The sequence below is a fragment of the Spirillospora sp. NPDC048911 genome (assembly GCF_043198015.1).
GTDB lineage: Bacteria > Actinomycetota > Actinomycetes > Streptosporangiales > Streptosporangiaceae > Spirillospora.
In genome coordinates, this window is sequence record NZ_JBICUD010000009.1 from 141571 (window position 1) to 156855 (window position 15285).

14 protein-coding genes are annotated in these 15285 nt (G+C 70.3%); 5 read left to right on the forward strand and 9 right to left on the reverse strand.

The annotated features are described in order from the left end of the window. Window positions 1-93: 93 nt before the first annotated feature. From ACGFNU_RS35495 to ACGFNU_RS35505, 3 genes are all read right to left on the reverse strand, one after another. Complete coding sequence (locus ACGFNU_RS35495; RefSeq protein ID WP_392600931.1) at window positions 94-813, reverse strand: class I SAM-dependent methyltransferase; 720 nt, start codon at window positions 811-813, stop codon at window positions 94-96. Between the two features lie 33 nt (window positions 814-846). Then, the gene (locus ACGFNU_RS35500; protein WP_392600932.1) at window positions 847-1224 is read right to left on the reverse strand and encodes a nitroreductase family deazaflavin-dependent oxidoreductase; all 378 of its coding nucleotides are present in this window, start codon (window positions 1222-1224) and stop codon (window positions 847-849) included. A gap of 72 nt (window positions 1225-1296) precedes the next feature. Beyond that, the gene (locus ACGFNU_RS35505) at window positions 1297-2133 is read right to left on the reverse strand and encodes an SAM-dependent methyltransferase (protein WP_392600934.1); all 837 of its coding nucleotides are present in this window, start codon (window positions 2131-2133) and stop codon (window positions 1297-1299) included. A 175-nt stretch (window positions 2134-2308) separates the two neighbouring features. On the opposite strand from ACGFNU_RS35505, the gene ACGFNU_RS35510 reads away from it, so the two are divergent. Both ACGFNU_RS35510 and ACGFNU_RS35515 read left to right on the forward strand, forming a co-directional pair. Continuing rightward, window positions 2309-4864: a molybdopterin-dependent oxidoreductase gene (locus tag ACGFNU_RS35510; protein ID WP_392600936.1), complete on the forward strand. Its 2556-nt coding sequence runs from the start codon at window positions 2309-2311 to the stop codon at window positions 4862-4864. After that, on the forward strand, window positions 4861-5790 hold the full coding sequence (locus tag ACGFNU_RS35515) for an FAD binding domain-containing protein (RefSeq protein ID WP_392600938.1): 930 nt from the start codon (window positions 4861-4863) through the stop codon (window positions 5788-5790). Before ACGFNU_RS35510 ends, ACGFNU_RS35515 begins: the two co-directional genes overlap by 4 nt. 9 nt (window positions 5791-5799) lie before the next feature. On the opposite strand, the gene ACGFNU_RS35520 is transcribed toward ACGFNU_RS35515, so the two are convergent. Together ACGFNU_RS35520 and ACGFNU_RS35525 are read right to left on the reverse strand one after the other, a co-directional pair. After that, entirely contained in the window at window positions 5800-6225 is a 426-nt protein-coding gene (locus ACGFNU_RS35520) for an MmcQ/YjbR family DNA-binding protein (protein WP_392600940.1), read from the reverse strand. A 55-nt stretch (window positions 6226-6280) separates the two neighbouring features. After that, a complete protein-coding gene (locus ACGFNU_RS35525) occupies window positions 6281-6718 on the reverse strand; it encodes a pyridoxamine 5'-phosphate oxidase family protein (protein ID WP_392600942.1) in 438 nt (145 codons plus the stop codon). A gap of 170 nt (window positions 6719-6888) precedes the next feature. On the opposite strand from ACGFNU_RS35525, the gene ACGFNU_RS35530 reads away from it, so the two are divergent. Then, window positions 6889-9246: a phosphoketolase gene (locus ACGFNU_RS35530; protein WP_392600943.1), complete on the forward strand. Its 2358-nt coding sequence runs from the start codon at window positions 6889-6891 to the stop codon at window positions 9244-9246. 39 nt (window positions 9247-9285) lie between these two features. On the opposite strand, the gene ACGFNU_RS35535 is transcribed toward ACGFNU_RS35530, so the two are convergent. Both ACGFNU_RS35535 and ACGFNU_RS35540 read right to left on the reverse strand, forming a co-directional pair. Continuing rightward, entirely contained in the window at window positions 9286-9705 is a 420-nt protein-coding gene (locus ACGFNU_RS35535) for a pyridoxamine 5'-phosphate oxidase family protein (RefSeq protein ID WP_392600945.1), read from the reverse strand. Window positions 9706-9762: 57 nt separating this feature from the next. Further along, a complete protein-coding gene (locus ACGFNU_RS35540; protein WP_392600947.1) occupies window positions 9763-10455 on the reverse strand; it encodes a response regulator in 693 nt (230 codons plus the stop codon). 141 nt (window positions 10456-10596) lie between these two features. Between ACGFNU_RS35540 and ACGFNU_RS35545 the strand changes: the two genes are divergently transcribed. Together ACGFNU_RS35545 and ACGFNU_RS35550 are read left to right on the forward strand one after the other, a co-directional pair. Next, window positions 10597-12321, forward strand: coding sequence for a GAF domain-containing protein (locus ACGFNU_RS35545; RefSeq protein ID WP_392600949.1), 1725 nt, complete (start codon window positions 10597-10599; stop codon window positions 12319-12321). 651 nt (window positions 12322-12972) lie between these two features. After that, the gene (locus tag ACGFNU_RS35550) at window positions 12973-13395 is read left to right on the forward strand and encodes a hypothetical protein (RefSeq protein ID WP_392600951.1); all 423 of its coding nucleotides are present in this window, start codon (window positions 12973-12975) and stop codon (window positions 13393-13395) included. Between the two features lie 11 nt (window positions 13396-13406). Here ACGFNU_RS35550 and ACGFNU_RS35555 read toward each other — a convergent pair whose 3' ends face one another. Continuing rightward, entirely contained in the window at window positions 13407-14216 is an 810-nt protein-coding gene (locus ACGFNU_RS35555) for a class I SAM-dependent methyltransferase (protein WP_392600953.1), read from the reverse strand. Between the two features lie 9 nt (window positions 14217-14225). Continuing rightward, entirely contained in the window at window positions 14226-15179 is a 954-nt protein-coding gene (locus ACGFNU_RS35560) for a TerC family protein (protein WP_392600955.1), read from the reverse strand. Window positions 15180-15285: the final 106 nt, after the last annotated feature.

Sequence of the window (15285 nt, forward strand, 5' to 3'; positions counted from 1 at the left end):
TCCCAATGCCCGATCGCTCGCGCAACCGGATTTGCCGGGTGGGAAGCGACCGCCGATGTGAGCGCTTCTGAGTTCCGGCGGGGTGCGTATTACTCAGGACGTACCGGCTTTGCGTGCGAGGACCAGCCGGCCTCGGGGAGTGCCGTCGTCGCACTGGCCCAGGGCCGTCAAGGGGGTCGTCGTCACGGTGAATCCCGCCGCCGTCAGGTCGTCGCGGAGGGCGGACAGCGGGCAGGTGCGGTAGTACATGACGAACGGCGGGCGCCACACGGCGTTGCGGACCCGCATGGCCAGGTCGAATCCGAGCAGCGCCCAGTACAGGCCCGAAGTGATGGGCTGTGGCGCGGCGACAGGGAAGGCGAACAGGCCGCCGGGCCGCAGCGCGCGATGGACCCCGGCGAAGAGCTCCGGCCGTTCGGCGGGCAGGAAATGCCCGAGCGCTCCGAAACTGACCGCCAGGTCGAAGTCTCCGGCGAAGGGCAGGGCCCGGACGTCGGCCCGCACCCATTCGGCATCCGGGTGTGCTTCGCGTGCCTGCGCGAGCATTCCGGTACTGAAGTCGACGCCCGTGACCTTTCCGCCGCACAGGGGGTCGAGGACGCGCATGCCCGCGCCGGTGCCGCAGCACACGTCCAATGCCCGCCCGAACGGCCCGAGCGGACGCAGCGCGTCGGCGGTCGCGTCAAGAACTCTGTCGGGCGTGCGGAAAGGCGTCTGGTCGAACTTCGGGGCGAGCAGGTCGTAGCCGCCCTCGACCGACGACAGCGCCTGGATCGCCAGTTCACGCAGAGACGGACCTTGAGACGAGAACATCGGCCAAGGCTACTTCTCAGGCCGGCCCCGGGATCAGATCTTGGTGAGGTGGAGGAAGTCGGTGGCGCCGATGAGCCCGAGGAGGTGCCGGACCCCCGGCGGCATGCCGCCACGGCCCGGGTCGTGGACGATCTTCGGGTCGCCGGCCGGACGGATCTTTCCCCGCAGCTCCAGCTCGCAGCCGCCGGCCGCGATGACGTTCTTCACCCAGTCACGGTCGGGACCATAGGGGAGCGCGACGATGTACCCGCCGGGCCGCGGGAAGATGTTGACGGGAGTGCGGTAGGGGCGGCCGGACCTGCGGCCCTTGTGGCGAACGACCGCGAAGCCTGGAAGACGCCCCGCGAACGGCCTGGCCACGCGGTTGGTGGCGATGCGGTTGAAGCGGGCCACGGCATCGGGAACCGGCATCGGCGACATCCTTCGAGCCTGGTCAGGATTGCGGGCAGTCAAGGTCTCCGGGCGATCAGGGTTTGCGGACGATCAGGGTTTGCGGGCGAGGGCGGCCACGGCGAGGTTGAGCACGGGGTCGTCGGACGGGCGGTCGTCCGGGTCGGGATGCCAGTCGGGGACGCGCACCACGCCCGGCGGGACGAGGTCGAGGCCGGCGAGGAAGGCGGCGACCTGATCGGGAGTCCGGAACGTGCCGCGGCCGATGCCCTTGCGCAGGGCGGCTTCGGCGTCCTCCTCACCCGGGGTGCCGGCCTTCACCAGGTGGTGGACGAACACGTGGCTGCCGGAGGGCAGCTGTGCCATCAGGCGGGCGATGATGCCGCCGGGGTCCTCCTTGTCGTCCAGATAGTGCAGGATGCCGCACAGCAGCAGCCCGACGGGCCGGTCGAAATCGACCATGGCGCGCAGCGCCGGCTGCTCGAGGAGCTCTTCGGGCCGGAGCAGGTCGCCGTCCACCACCGTGGTCGTGAGGCTGCTCGCCAGGAGGGCCCGGGCGTGGGTCAGCACGACCGGGTCGTTGTCGGTGTAGACGACGCGGACCTCCGGGTCGATCGCGTGCGCGACCTCGTGGACGTTGCCCGCCGTGGGAAGCCCGGAGCCGATGTCGACCAGCTGGCGGACGTCCGCCTCGACGACCAGGTAGCGGATCGCGCGGCGCAGCACCGCGCGCTGCGCCTGCACCCCGAGGTGGACCTGGGGGAGCACGAGCTTGATCTGGTCGCCGACCACTCTGTCGGCGGCGAAGTTGTCCTTGCCGCCGAGAAGGAAGTCGTAGACGCGGGCGATGTTGGGCTTGGAGGTGTCGAGCTCCAGAGGCGCCTGCCCGCCGGCGTCCGCCGCGGACTGGTCGTTGGCCGGGCCTGTCACTTCGTCATCTCCTGGTGTCGCCGCGGCGACCTGCGCGGATCAGTGCGGAGTACGCGAAATATTTGATCAAGTCGTTCTTTATCCGGATGAATTTCCTCAGCGTAATCACTGTCGGTGCCATGATGTCCGTAAACGCCGGGATCGTATGCGGGATCGGCGAAAGAGGAGCTGGCCGGTGAAGTTCACGATGAACGGGCGCCCCGTGACGGTGGACGGCGCCACCGCTGAGACCGCGGTCGGTTTCATCCGCGAGACCGCGGGACTGACGGGGGCGAAGCCCGCCTGCGGCACCGGGGCGTGCGGCGCGTGCACCATCCTGCTGGACGGGACGGCGGTGGCCGGCTGCCTGACGCTGTGCTCCGACCTCGACGGACGCGAGGTCACCACGGTGGAGGGGCTGGGCGGCACGCATCCCGTCCAGCGCGCCTTCGCGGCGCACGACGCGCTGCAGTGCGGCTACTGCACGCCGGGCTTCGTCGTGGCGGCGGCCGCGTTCGTCGACGGATGGCGGGCCGAGCACGGTGACGTCGCGCCGGACCGGGAGCGGATCGCCGAGGCACTGGCCGGGAATCTGTGCCGGTGCGGCGCCTACCCGGGCATCTACGCGGCGGTCGAGGCCGCCTGCGCCGGCGAGCACGACGACGAACGTCCCGGGGAACCGCCCGCGCGGGTGGAGGCTCTGGAGAAGATCACCGGTGCGGCCCGCTACACCACCGATGTACGGCTGGCCGGGCAGTCGGAAGGCGTGCTCATCCGATCCGGGCACGCGCACGCCGAGGTGACCTCGATCAGCGGCCAGGGAGCTCGGCTCGTCGAGCTGCTCGGCGCGGACCGGGTCGCGCGCTATGCCGGGCAGCCCATCGCGGCGGTCGCCGCACCGACCCGGGCCGAGGCGCTCGCCGCCGCCGCGCGGGTCCAGGTGGACTACCGGCCGCTGCCCGCCGCCCTGTCGTTCGATCCGGAGGGGGCGCCCGGCGCCCCGGCCGTCTACCCGTCCAAGGACGGCAGGCGAGGCGCGCCGCGGTCCAGCGAGGGCCCGCCCAGCCCGGCGGGCTGGCGCGGCAACCTGCGGGGCCCCTCCGGGCTCGGCAAGCGGCCCCGCACCGCGGTCCGGCGCATCGAGCAGGCCCGGGAACGCAACGACGAGCGGTTGTTCTCGGCGACCTTCACCACCGCCGTGCAGGCGCACACCGCCCTGGAGCCGCACGCCTGCCTGGCCCGCTGGGACGCGGACGGCGACCTGCACCTTCATGTGTCCACGCAGGCGGTCGACAGGCTCGCCGGGCAGGTGGCCAAGCGGTGGAAGCTGCGGCCCGAGCAGGTTCACCTGGTCGCCGAGCACGTGGGCGGCGGCTTCGGTGCCAAGGTGAACCTGACCAGCGAGGTCGTCGCCGCGGTCGAGCTGGCCAGGCTGACCGGCACGCCGGTCAGGGTGATCCTCGACCGGGGCGAGGAACTCGTCGACGGCGGCTGCCGCCCGGGCACCCGGACCGAGCTGGCCATGGTCGCCGACGCCGAGGGCGAGCTGGCCGCCTTGACCATGGACGTCCACGGCGACGGCGGAATCGCGGTGGCGAACAACGCCGCCTCCCTTGCCCGTTACATCTACGGCAACGCGCCCCGGCGGCTGCGGGACTTCGACGTCGTCACCAACCGTCCGCCCGCCGCCCCGTTCCGCGGTCCGGGCCATCCGCCGATGTTGTGGGCGCTGGAGCAGGCGGTCGACGAGATGGCTCTCCGGCTGGGCACCGATCCCATCGAGCTGCGGCGCCGATGGGACGGCAATCCCAAGCGCCAGGCCCTCTACGACTGGGCGGCGGACCTCACCGCCTGGCGTGACCGGCCTCCCGGCGGCGGCGAGCAAGGGAGACACCGCCGCGGTGTCGGCGTCGCCGTGGCCAACTACCTGTACTTCCTCGATCCCGGCACCAAGGTCGAGCTGACCGTCGAGCGGGGCGTCGTCGTGGCCCGTACCGCCACCCAGGACGTGGGCACCGGCAGCCGTTCGGTGATCAGCGAGGTCGTCCGGGAGACCCTCGGCGTCACGGCGGACCGCGTCCGGGTCGAGATCGGCCGCACCGGAACGGTGCACGGCCCGGCGGCGGCCAGCAGCTGCTCGACGCCGTCGATCGGCCCCGCCGCCCACGACGCCGCCCGCCGGTTGCACAAGGCGCTCGGCGGCCGTTCCCTGGACGACGCGGACGGGCTGCGGGTGACAGGCCGCCGCCCCCGCGACCGCTGGGGCTACGTCACGCCCTTCCCGATCGGCGACTTCGCGATCGGACGCGGCTTCACCGGCGCCGTCTACGTGACCGAGGTGGAGGTCGACACCCACTTCGGAGGCGTCCGCGTCACCCGGGCGTGGTGCGGCATCGCCGCCGGTCGCGTCTATTCGCCCCGGCTGGCCCGCAGCCAGTGCCACGGCGGCGTCATCCAGGGCATCGGGTACGCCCTGCACGAGCAGCGCCAGACCGATCCGGCCACGGGCGTGGTGATGACCGACAGCCTGGGCGACTACCGCATTCCCGGCATCGCCGACACCCCGGAGATCACCGTGCACTTCCACGAGGACGGCTGGGACCACGTCAGCGGCCGCGGCACCGGCCTGGGCGAGGTGTCCACCATGGGCGTCGCCGCCTCGATCGGCAACGCCGTCCGCGATGCGACCGGCTGGCGCCCGCTCGATCTGCCCATCCGTCCCGACCGCCTCCTGCAAGGACTCGCCGAATGATCCCCGCCGGCCTCGACCAGACCCTGGAGGCCCTCCGCGCGGGCGCCCTGCCGCGCGCGGGCGGCACCGACCTCCTCGCCCGCCCGCACACCGCGCGGACGTTCGCCGACCTGCGCGACGTGGCCGAACTGGCGGGCATCGACCACCTCCCCGACGGCTCGGCCCGGATCGGCGCCACGACCACGATCGCTCGCCTCGCAGGCGATGAGCGGCTGTCGACCAGGCACCCGGCGCTCGTCGCGGCCGCCCGTGCCCTCGCCACCCCGCAGATCCGGGCGACCGCCACCGTCGGCGGGAACCTGCTGCAACGCAATCGCTGCCCGTACCTGCGCAACTCCGCCTTCACCTGCCATCAGACGGGCGGCGACGGCTGCCCGGCCCGCGACGGCTGGCACTCCTGGGCGGTGGCCATCGACGACAGCGCCTGCATCGCGCCGCACCCCTCATCGCTGGCGGTCCCGCTGCTCGCCTACGACGCCCGCGCCGAACTTCACCCGGGCGGCACCGTCCCGCTGACGGACCTCTACGGCAGCGACCCCACCCGCGACCACCTGCTCACCGCCGAACAGCTCCTGACCGCCGTTCACATCCCGGCCCCACTCGAAGGCGAACGCGCCGTCCACCAACGCACCACTTCCCACGGCAGCACAGACTGGCCGCTCGTAGAAGCCACCGCCCGCCTGCTCATCACCGGCGGCACCATCGAAGCCGCCGTCGTCGCGGTCGGCGGCATCGCCCGCACACCGCGACGCCTCACCGCCGTCGAGGCCGCCCTGATCGGCCACCCGGCCACCACCGACACAGCCGACGCCGCCGCCCATGCGACCGACGCCTGCACGCCCCTCCCGCAGACCGGCTACAAGACCCGGCTCCTGCACCACACCGTTCTCGACACCCTCCAGAGGGCCCTCGCCGATCCTGCCTGAACCGGACGGTCACGCCGGGGGATGGGCGTTGAGCCAGGCCGTGGCCCGGCGGGCCGACGCGCGTGACAGCCAGGCGTCCTGAACGACCTCCGCGAGTTCGTCGCGGGTGAGCTCCCCGACACGACTCGCCCGCAGCAGCACCGACAGGTGGCCGTTGAAATGCGCGGTGGTGAAAAATGGCGACGCATCGTCCTGGACCAGCGCCTGCTTGTCCTCTTCGGACGCCACCCAGAAAACGATGACGTCTTGATAGCGTTCACCGGTTTCGGGATCGACCGCGTCCGGCCGCGGATTGCGGAAGAAGACGAACGACTTTCCGCCCACCTGGTAGATCGGATTGTCGTCGGTTCCGGGGTAAACGGTGACATGCGGCATCGCCAGGGCGAGCTCGTGCACATCCTCGACCGTGGCGGGCCGGCTCTCGTCTTCGGTCATGACCGCAGCGTAGGCATAAGGCCGAGCGCGTCAGTGGCCGCGGCGGGAAACGCGATCAGCGATGGCCGGCTGAAGCCGGGCCTGGGGAAGGGACGATTCGGCGGCCTGAGATCCGGTGGCAGGAGATGCGGATGAAGTGGTCTCGCGGGCCGGGCAGCCAGGGGCGCAGTGGCAGGCGGGACAGCCGGGCGAGTTCCGCGGGGTCGCGGACGGCCTGGGCCTGGCCGATCACGGTGACGGACCAGCCGGTGCCGGCCGTGGCGTCGAAGTCGTCGGTCTCGAAGGCGACGACGGCGCCGCGGGTGGCCGCGGCGAACTTCGTGCCGGGCGGGGTGCGGATGACGACGGCGTCGCCGTCGAGGACGAAGCCGACCGGCTGGACGGCGGGCAGCGCCTGCTCGGTGAACACCACGCGTCCGATCGGCGCCGAGCGCATCAGGGCGAGGCACTCGGCGTCGCCGAGCACCTCCAGCCCGTTCCGATCGATCTTCATTCCTCCAGGATCGGTGGAGGAGGGGCGCGGACGGCAGAGGCGAAGGTCCTCGATGGGGGTGCGTTTCGCGGGCGGACGTCCCGCACATGACGGACCTTCGGTCCTAACGGCCGGGGGCGGGGGGTGGTGGGCTGGGACCGTCCGATGACGGCGATGCGAGGACGAGTGTCATGACCCGAGCCACGTTGGGCTCTACCGAGCTTCGGCTGATCGATGCCTACTGGAGGGCCGCCAACTATCTGTCGGCGGCGCAGATCTATCTGCTGGCCAATCCGATGTTGCGGGAGCCGCTGCGGCCTGAGCACATCAAGCCGCGGTTGCTCGGGCACTGGGGGACGACGCCCGGCCTGAACTTCTGCTACGCCCATCTCAACAGGCTCATCCGGGCCCGCGACCTGAACATGATCTACGTCATGGGGCCCGGCCATGGTGGGCCGGCGGCGGTGGCGAACGCGTGGCTGGAGGGCACCTACAGCGAGGTCTATCCGGAGGTGCCGCAGGACGAGGCCGGAATGGCGCGGTTGTTCCGGCAGTTCTCGTTCCCGGGAGGCGTGCCCAGCCATGTCGCGCCGGAGACGCCGGGGTCGATCCATGAGGGCGGTGAGCTCGGTTATTCGCTGGCGCATGCCTACGGTGCGGCGTTCGACAACCCGGATCTGACGGTGGCGTGCATCGTCGGGGACGGCGAGGCCGAGACCGGTCCGCTGGCCGCGTCCTGGCACGCCAACAAGTTCCTCGACCCGGTGCGGGACGGCGCGGTGCTGCCCATCCTGCACCTCAACGGGTACAAGATCGCCAACCCGGCGGTGCTGGCGCGGATCCCCGAGGAGGAGCTGGTCCAGCTCTTCGACGGATACGGCTACACCCCCTATCTGGTCACCGGCGACGACCCTGCCAAGACGCACCAGGGCATGGCCGCCGCGCTGGACCGTGCGTTCGATGAGATCGCCGCGATCCAGCAGGGCGCTCGCGGCGGCAAGAGTCACGAGCGCCGCCGCTGGCCGATGATCATCCTGCGCACGCCCAAGGGCTGGACGGGGCCGAAAGAGGTGGACGGCGTCCCGGTGGAGGGCACGTGGCGTTCGCATCAGGTGCCGTTGCCGGGCGTGCGCGAGAACCCCGAGCATCTCGCGCAGTTGGAGAGCTGGCTGCGGTCCTACCGGCCCGAGCGGCTCTTCGACGACGAGGGCCGGCCGCCGGCCGAGCTGCGCGCGCTGGCCCCGGCGGGCGACCGCCGGATGAGCGCCAACCCGCACGCCAACGGTGGTCTGCTGTTGCGTCCCCTCGTCCTGCCCGACTTCCGCGGTTACGCGGTGCCGGTCGACAAGCCCGGCACGACCTCCACCGAACCGACCAGGCGGCTGGGGGCGTTCCTGCGCGACGTCATCACCGCCAATCCCGACAACTTCCGGATCATGGGGCCGGACGAGACGGCCTCCAACCGGCTCGGCGACGTCTTCGAGGTCACCGACCGCGTCTTCACCGGCGAACGTTACGACACCGACGAGCATCTGGCCTCCAGCGGTCGTGTCATGGAGGTCCTGTCGGAGCATCTGTGCCAGGGCTGGCTGGAGGGGTACCTGCTGACGGGGCGGCACGGTCTGTTCAACAGCTACGAGGCGTTTATCCACATCGTCGACTCGATGTTCAACCAGCACGCCAAATGGCTGAAGGTCACCCGGCACCTGCCATGGCGGCGCCCGATCGCCTCGCTCAACTATCTGCTGTCCTCGCACGTGTGGCGGCAGGACCACAACGGCTTCACGCACCAGGATCCAGGGTTCCTGGACGTGGTCATGAACAAGAAGGCCGAGATCGTCCGGGTCTACCTGCCGCCGGACGCCAACACGCTGCTGTCGGTCGGCGATCATTGCCTGCGCTCACGCGACCACATCAACGTCGTCGTCGCGGGCAAGCAGCCCGCGCTCAACTGGCTGCCGATGGACGCCGCCGTCCTGCACTGCACGCGCGGCATCGGGATCTGGGAGTGGGCGAGCACCGACAGCGGCGCCGATCCGGACGTCGTGCTGGCCTGCGCCGGTGACATCCCCACGCTGGAGACCCTCGCGGCCGTCGACCTGCTCCGCCGGAACGTGCCCGACCTGCGCGTCCGGGTGGTGAACGTGGTCGACCTGATGAGGTTGCAGCCGTCGGGCGAGCACCCGAACGGGCTGACCGACGCCGAGTACGACGCGCTGTTCACCACCGACAAGCCCGTCATATTCGCCTTCCACGGCTACCCCTACCTCATCCACCGCCTCACCTACCGGCGCACCGGCCACCAGAACCTCCACGTCCGGGGCTACAAGGAGGAGGGCACCACCACGACCCCGTTCGACATGGTCATGCTCAACGACCTCGACCGTTATCACCTGGTCATGGACGTCATCGACCGCGTTCCGCATCTGGGCGGACGGGTCGCCCACCTGCGGCAGCGCATGGTCGATCAGCGCCTCGCGCTGCGCGCCCACACCCGCGAGCACGGCGAAGACGCGGCCGAAGTCCGCGACTGGACCTGGCCTTACTAGATAAAGGAGCCGGGTCCTGATGCGAATCCCGGCGCGGGTTCAGCGGGGGAGCGGGGAAGGAACGCGGCGACCGGAGAGCAGTTCGGGACGGATCCGGATGAAGTGATCGCGCGCGTTCGGAACCCAGGAGCGCAGCGGCAGCCGCCGGAGCGCGGCGAGCTCCCGCGGGTCGGTGACGGTCCTGGCCGGACCGATGGCGACCACCGACCAGCCGGTCCGGGCGATGGTGTCGAAGTCGTCGACCTCGAACGCGACGATGGCGCCGCGTGCGGCGGCGGCCAGCTTCGAGCCAGCGCCGGTGCGGATGATCACGTCTCCATCGGAGAGCACGAAGTTGACCGGCTGGACGGCCGGCAGCGCCCGGTCGGTGAAGACGACGCGGCCGAGGACCGCCGAGCGGAGGAGCGACCGGCACTCCTCCGCTTCGAGGATCTCCAGGCCGCCTTGGTCGAGAGGCATGAGGTCATGATGCCGACGAGCGGCGGAGATCATTAGGGACCAAGGTCCCTCGTCTTCTCAGCCGGCGGGGTCGTGCCCGGTCTTGGGCGCCGACGCCTTCAGCCGGGCCGCGTAGGCGGCGGCCTGAGTCCGGCGGCTCATGTTGAGCTTGGAGAACAGGCTGGAGACGTAGTTCTTGACGGTCTTCTCGGCGAGGTACATGCGTTCGCCGATCTGCCGGTTGGTCAGGCCTTCGCCGATGAGCTCCAGGACCTGCCGTTCTTGGTCGGACAGGCCCGCGAGGGGGTCTTTGCGTTCCTGGCGGTCGCGCAGCCGCTGGAGCATCTTGGCCGTGCTGCGCGGGTCGAGCAGCGACTGCCCGGAGGCGACGGTGCGGACGGCGCCGACCAGGTCGGATCCGTGGATCTGTTTGAGGACGTAGCCGGACGCGCCCGCCATGACGGCGTCGAACAGGGCGTCCTCGTCGTCGAAGGACGTCAGCATGAGACACGCCACTTCGGGCATGGTGGAGCGGATCTCGCGGCAGACGGTGACGCCGTCGCCGTCGGGGAGCCGGACGTCCAGGACGGCGACGTCGGGCCGGGCGGCGGGGATGCGGGCGAGCGCGTGGTCGGCCGAGCCCGCCTCGCCGGCGATCTCGATGTCGTCCTCGGCGGAGAGCAGGGCGGCCACGCCACGGCGGACGACCTCGTGATCGTCCACGAGGAACACCCGGATCGCGGCGCGTTCTTGCGTGTTCTCGCTGGTCATGACCTTGAATCCTCGTAGGGAACGTGTTCCCCTCGAACGTAGGCCACGCCGTCCGGTTTCGGAAAGGGACCGAGGAACCCGTGATCAGGGACCAAGGTCCTTTTCCTGGCGGCCGGTGCCGGGCGGGCGCATACTGGCGGCATGGCGCCGGGATCTGGAGCGGGCGAGGATCGCGCGAGGCTGATGCTTCCGCAGTTGCGGCTGGATGATCTGCTGACCGAGTTGCAGGCCCGGCTGGAGGCGGTGCGCGGTACGCGTGATCGTGTGCACGCGTTGCTGGAAGCGGTCGTGTCGATCGGCAGCGAGCTGAATCTCGCGACGGTGCTGCGGCGGATCATCGAGGCGGCCACCACGCTGGTCGACGCCCAGTACGGCGCGCTGGGCGTGATCAGCGAAGAGGGCGAGCACCTGGTGGAGTTCATCACCGTCGGGGTCTCGGCGGAGGAGATCGAGGCGATCGGGCACTGGCCGCACGGCCATGGCATCCTCGGCCTGCTGATCAAGGAGCCGCAGCCGCTGCGGTTGCCGGACCTGTCGGCGCATCCCGAGTCGTATGGCTTTCCCGCGAACCATCCGCCGATGCGGCGGTTCCTGGGGGTGCCGATCCGGGTGCGCGACGAGGTGTTCGGCAACCTGTACCTCACCGAGAAGCGCGGCGGCGCGGAGTTCGACGAGGACGACGAGATCGTCGTGACCGCGCTGGCGACCGCCGCCGGTGTGGCGATCGAGAACGCGCGCCTGTACGAGGAGACGCGGCGCCGGGAGCAGTGGACGGAGGCGTCGGCGGAGATCTCCACGGCGCTGCTGTCGGGAGCCGGCCAGGACCAGGTGCTGGAACTGGTGGCCCGGCGGGCGCGTGAGATCTCCGGGGCGTCGCACGCCGTGGTCACGCTGATCGACGAGGGCGCCGGCGAGTTCGTGCTCACCGCCGCCGACGGCGAGTTCGCCGGCGATGTGCGCGGGCTGCGCCTGGACGACGAGCTGCTCGAACGGGTGGCGCGCAGCGGGAGCCCGCTGTCGGTGCCCGATGCCCGGCGGGCGGCCCGCGCCGGTATCGCCGATCATGTGCCGATCGGGCCGGCGCTGCTGGTGCCGCTCGGCGTCGGCGAGGGAGCTCGCGGTGTGCTGGCGGTGGGGAGCCCCCCGGACGCGCCGCCGTTCGGGGCGTCGGTCCAGAAGCTGCTGGAGGCCTATGCCGGTCAGGCCGCGATCGCGCTGGAGCTGGCCGAGCGGCGCCGTGACACCGAACGGCTGGCGATGCTGGAGGACCGCGACCGGATCGCCAAGGATCTGCATGACACGGTGATCCAGCGGCTGTTCGCCACCGCGATGACGCTGATGAGCGCCATCAAGATCGCGGAGAAGCGGGACGTGGCGGTCCGGCTGCAGCGGTCGGTGGACGATCTGGACGACACCATCCGGCAGATCCGCTCCACCATCTTCGCGTTGCAGGCGGTGCCGGGCGAGCAGAGCCTGCGGCACCGGCTGCACGCCGTCATCGACACCGCCACGCAGAACCTGGGGTTCGCCCCCTCGGTGCGCCTGGACGGGCTGCTCGACACCTCCGTCGGCGACGCCCTCGGCGAGCACCTGCTGGCCGTGGTGACCGAGGCGTTGTCCAACGTCGCCCGGCACGCCAAGGCCACCCGCGTCACGGTGTCGATCGAGGTCGGCGACGACGAGGTCTTCCTGCGCGTGGAGGACGACGGCGTCGGCATCCCCGAGAACGTCGGCCGCCGCAGCGGCCTGCGCAACATGGCCGACCGGGCGAACGATCTCGGCGGCTCGTTCCGGACACGACCACGCGCGGGCGGTGGCACCCTCCTGCGGTGGCAGGTCCCCCTCGACGACGAATCACCATCCTGACCGCGGCGGAGGCCTCTCCGGGGTTGTGATCATGGCCGGATCCGTCAGGCCGGTGTCCTTGCCCGGCCGGGACGGATCGCCAAGCATGGCAGCGTGCTCTCAGTGACAGACGCCGATCCCCGGGCCGTGGTCATCCTCGTGTTCCCGGGAGTCCTGGCCCTGGACTTCACCGGCCCCTCGAGGTCTTCTCGCTCGCCAACCGTTTCGGCGCCGCTCCCGCGTACGCGACGTCGGTCGTCTCGATGGCCGGGGGAACGATCCCCGCCTCGTCCGGGCTGGCCATCGGCACCGAGCCGGCGTGGCGCGTGGACCTCGCGCTGGCCCTCGTCGAGGCCGATCACGGTTCCGAGCTGGCCCTGACCGTGGCCCGCGAGCTGGTCATGTTCGTCCAGCGGCCGGGTGGATTCCCGCAGATCAGCGCGCAGCTCGGGGTGCGCCGGCCTGGCCGGAGTGGCGCTGGCGTCCCATGCCGGATGGGACATCGTCCATTACCGGCGCGATCAGGTCGTGCCCCGGTCTTTGGCGGAGTTCTGCGTATTGCTGGACGTGCCACTGGGAGCCGGAGCGGTCATTCTCGCGATCGTGGATTGACTGATCGGATCGGCGGCGAGACGATCTGTCGGCCATCGAGCCCATCGCGGAGGATCAGAAATGAAGATCGAATTCGTGGCCAGCGTCGCCGTCGTGACGCCGCACCCGCCGTTAAGCCGGAAGTTGTTCGTGGACGCGATCGGCCTGCCGCTCACCAAGCACGCCGACGACGAGTACTACTTCAGCGAGGCGGTTCCGGGCACCAAGCATTTCGGTGTCTGGCCATTGTCGCAGGCCGCCGAGGCGTGCTTCGGCACCAAGGAATGGCCGGCGGACCGGGTGGTCCCGCAGGCGTGCTTCGAATTCGAGGTCGCGAGCGAGGCCGCGGTCGCCGAAGGCGGCGCGGAACTCGAGGCCGGCGGCTACACGCTGCTGCACCCCGCGCGCACCGAGCCCTGGGGCCAGACGGTGGTCCGGGTGCTGAGCCCCGAGGGCGTGATCGTGGGCATCTCCTACCAGCCCTGGATGCATGAGAGCGAGTGACCTCCGGGGTCCTATTGCTTCACTGCTCTCGGGTGCGCGATCCCTCTCACTGCCCAGGCTTTCGCGGTGAGCGCGATGGAACCGCCGGGGTTGCGGGAGAGGCGTGTGCGGAGGAGGTCTTGTAGCGCGTCGCGTTTCTCTCGAGTCAGTGACATGACGTATCCAGGGGCCGGGCCCTGGCCGCCTAGGAACGGGTTCCAGTAGTCGCCGAAATCGGCGAATACGGTTGGTACCTCGATCGCCTTTACTGTCACCTCGCCCATTCCGGCGTCGGTCCATAGCCGGGCCAGGGGTTCTGGGCGACACAGGGGGAAGCGGCGGCCTTCGTCCAGTTCGGCTGCGGCAGGGTCGAGGGTGGCTGCGGCGTCCCAGAAGTAGCGCAGCATGGCCATGCCCTCGGCGTAGTCCCAGAGATATGCGGAGGCCAGGCCGCCCGGTGCGGTGACTCGGGTGAGCTCTGCCACGGCACGGTACGGATCGGGGACGAAGTTGAGCGCAAGGCCGCTGACGACCGCGTCGAAGGACTGGTCGGAGAAGGGCAGCGACTGTGCGTCCGCGACGGCGAAGGTGGCGCGTGTGTCGGTGATCTGGGCACCGGCCTGCGCCAGGAAGGCTCCGGAGGTGTCGACACCGGTGATCTGAGCGGGCTCCGCCTTGGCCAGGACGGTCGCCGTCAGCGCCCCGGTGCCGCACCCCACGTCCAGCCATCGGAGACCGGCCGGCACGTTCAGCCAGTGCAGGAAAGCGTCCGCGACACGGCGGCTCCAACGGCCGATGTACGCCTCGTAGGCGTCGCCGACGGCCCACACGTCGGATCCCATGTGGCGACCCTACGTTCGTTCCGCCTGCTTTTTGGAGACCATCAGGCTCGTGGTGGTGGTGATCGCGAGGACGAGGACGATGAAGGCGAGGGAGAAGGGGACGCTGATCTCCGGAACGTGCACCCCCGACTCGTGCAGGGCGTGCAGCACGAGCTTGACGCCGATGAAGCCCAGGATGATCGACAGCCCGTAGGACAGGTGCACCAGCCGGCTCAGCAGGCCGCCGATGAGGAAGTACAGCTGGCGCAGGCCCATCAGCGCGAAGGCGTTGGCGGTGAAGACGATGTACGGGTCCTCGGTCAGGCCGTAGATCGCCGGGATGGAGTCCAGGGCGAACAGCACGTCGGTGGAGCCGATCGCCAGCATGACGACCATCATCGGCGTCATCACGCGCTTGCCGTTCTCCCGCACGAACAGGTTGGTGCCGTGGTAGCGGTCCGCCACGCCGAAGCGGCGCTCGACCGCCTTGAGCAGCTTGTTCTCCTCGTAGTCGTCGTGGTGCCCCTCGTTGCGGGCGTCCTGGACGAGCTTCCACGCCGTCCAGATCAGGAAGGCGCCGAAGATGTAGAAGACCCACGAGAACGTCGAGATGATCGCGGCGCCCGCGGCGATGAAGCCCGCGCGCATGACGAGCGCCATGAGGACGCCGATCATCAGGACCCGCGCCTGGTAGTGGGACGGCACCGCGAACTTCGCCATGATCAGCACGAACACGAACAGGTTGTCGACGCTGAGGGACTTCTCGGTGATGAACCCCGCGAAGAACTCGCCGGCCGGCTGCCCTCCCTCGAAGGCCAGCAGGCCGAGCCCGAACGCGACGGCCAGGGCGACCCAGACGGCCGACCAGATGCCGGCCTCTTTGATCGACACCTCGTGCGGCTTGCGGCCGATGGCGAAATCAATGCCGATGAGGACGCACAACGCGGCGACCGTCAGCGCCCACATGCCTAGGGATACGTCCACTGTTCCTCCGGAGACAGGTGGGAACAATATTGCCACCACTACGGATAGTGACAACGTGGTGGCTGTTAATGGAGTTCCCTTGGAGGCTTTACTTTCTGGGCGCCAT

What these genes read in the sequence shown, in the direction of transcription:
- ACGFNU_RS35530 (WP_392600943.1), top strand. Translation starts at nt 6,889, where the DNA reads ATGACCCGAGCCACGTTGGGCTCTACCGAGCTTCGGCTGATCGATGCC.
- ACGFNU_RS35555 (WP_392600953.1), bottom strand. Translation starts at nt 14,216, where the DNA reads ATGGGATCCGACGTGTGGGCCGTCGGCGACGCCTACGAGGCGTACATC.
- ACGFNU_RS35525 (WP_392600942.1), bottom strand. Translation starts at nt 6,718, where the DNA reads ATGAAGATCGATCGGAACGGGCTGGAGGTGCTCGGCGACGCCGAGTGC.
- ACGFNU_RS35535 (WP_392600945.1), bottom strand. Translation starts at nt 9,705, where the DNA reads ATGCCTCTCGACCAAGGCGGCCTGGAGATCCTCGAAGCGGAGGAGTGC.
- ACGFNU_RS35495 (WP_392600931.1), bottom strand. Translation starts at nt 813, where the DNA reads ATGTTCTCGTCTCAAGGTCCGTCTCTGCGTGAACTGGCGATCCAGGCG.
- ACGFNU_RS35515 (WP_392600938.1), top strand. Translation starts at nt 4,861, where the DNA reads ATGATCCCCGCCGGCCTCGACCAGACCCTGGAGGCCCTCCGCGCGGGC.
- ACGFNU_RS35500 (WP_392600932.1), bottom strand. Translation starts at nt 1,224, where the DNA reads ATGCCGGTTCCCGATGCCGTGGCCCGCTTCAACCGCATCGCCACCAAC.
- ACGFNU_RS35545 (WP_392600949.1), top strand. Translation starts at nt 10,597, where the DNA reads ATGGCGCCGGGATCTGGAGCGGGCGAGGATCGCGCGAGGCTGATGCTT.
- ACGFNU_RS35520 (WP_392600940.1), bottom strand. Translation starts at nt 6,225, where the DNA reads ATGACCGAAGACGAGAGCCGGCCCGCCACGGTCGAGGATGTGCACGAG.
- ACGFNU_RS35550 (WP_392600951.1), top strand. Translation starts at nt 12,973, where the DNA reads ATGAAGATCGAATTCGTGGCCAGCGTCGCCGTCGTGACGCCGCACCCG.
- ACGFNU_RS35540 (WP_392600947.1), bottom strand. Translation starts at nt 10,455, where the DNA reads ATGACCAGCGAGAACACGCAAGAACGCGCCGCGATCCGGGTGTTCCTC.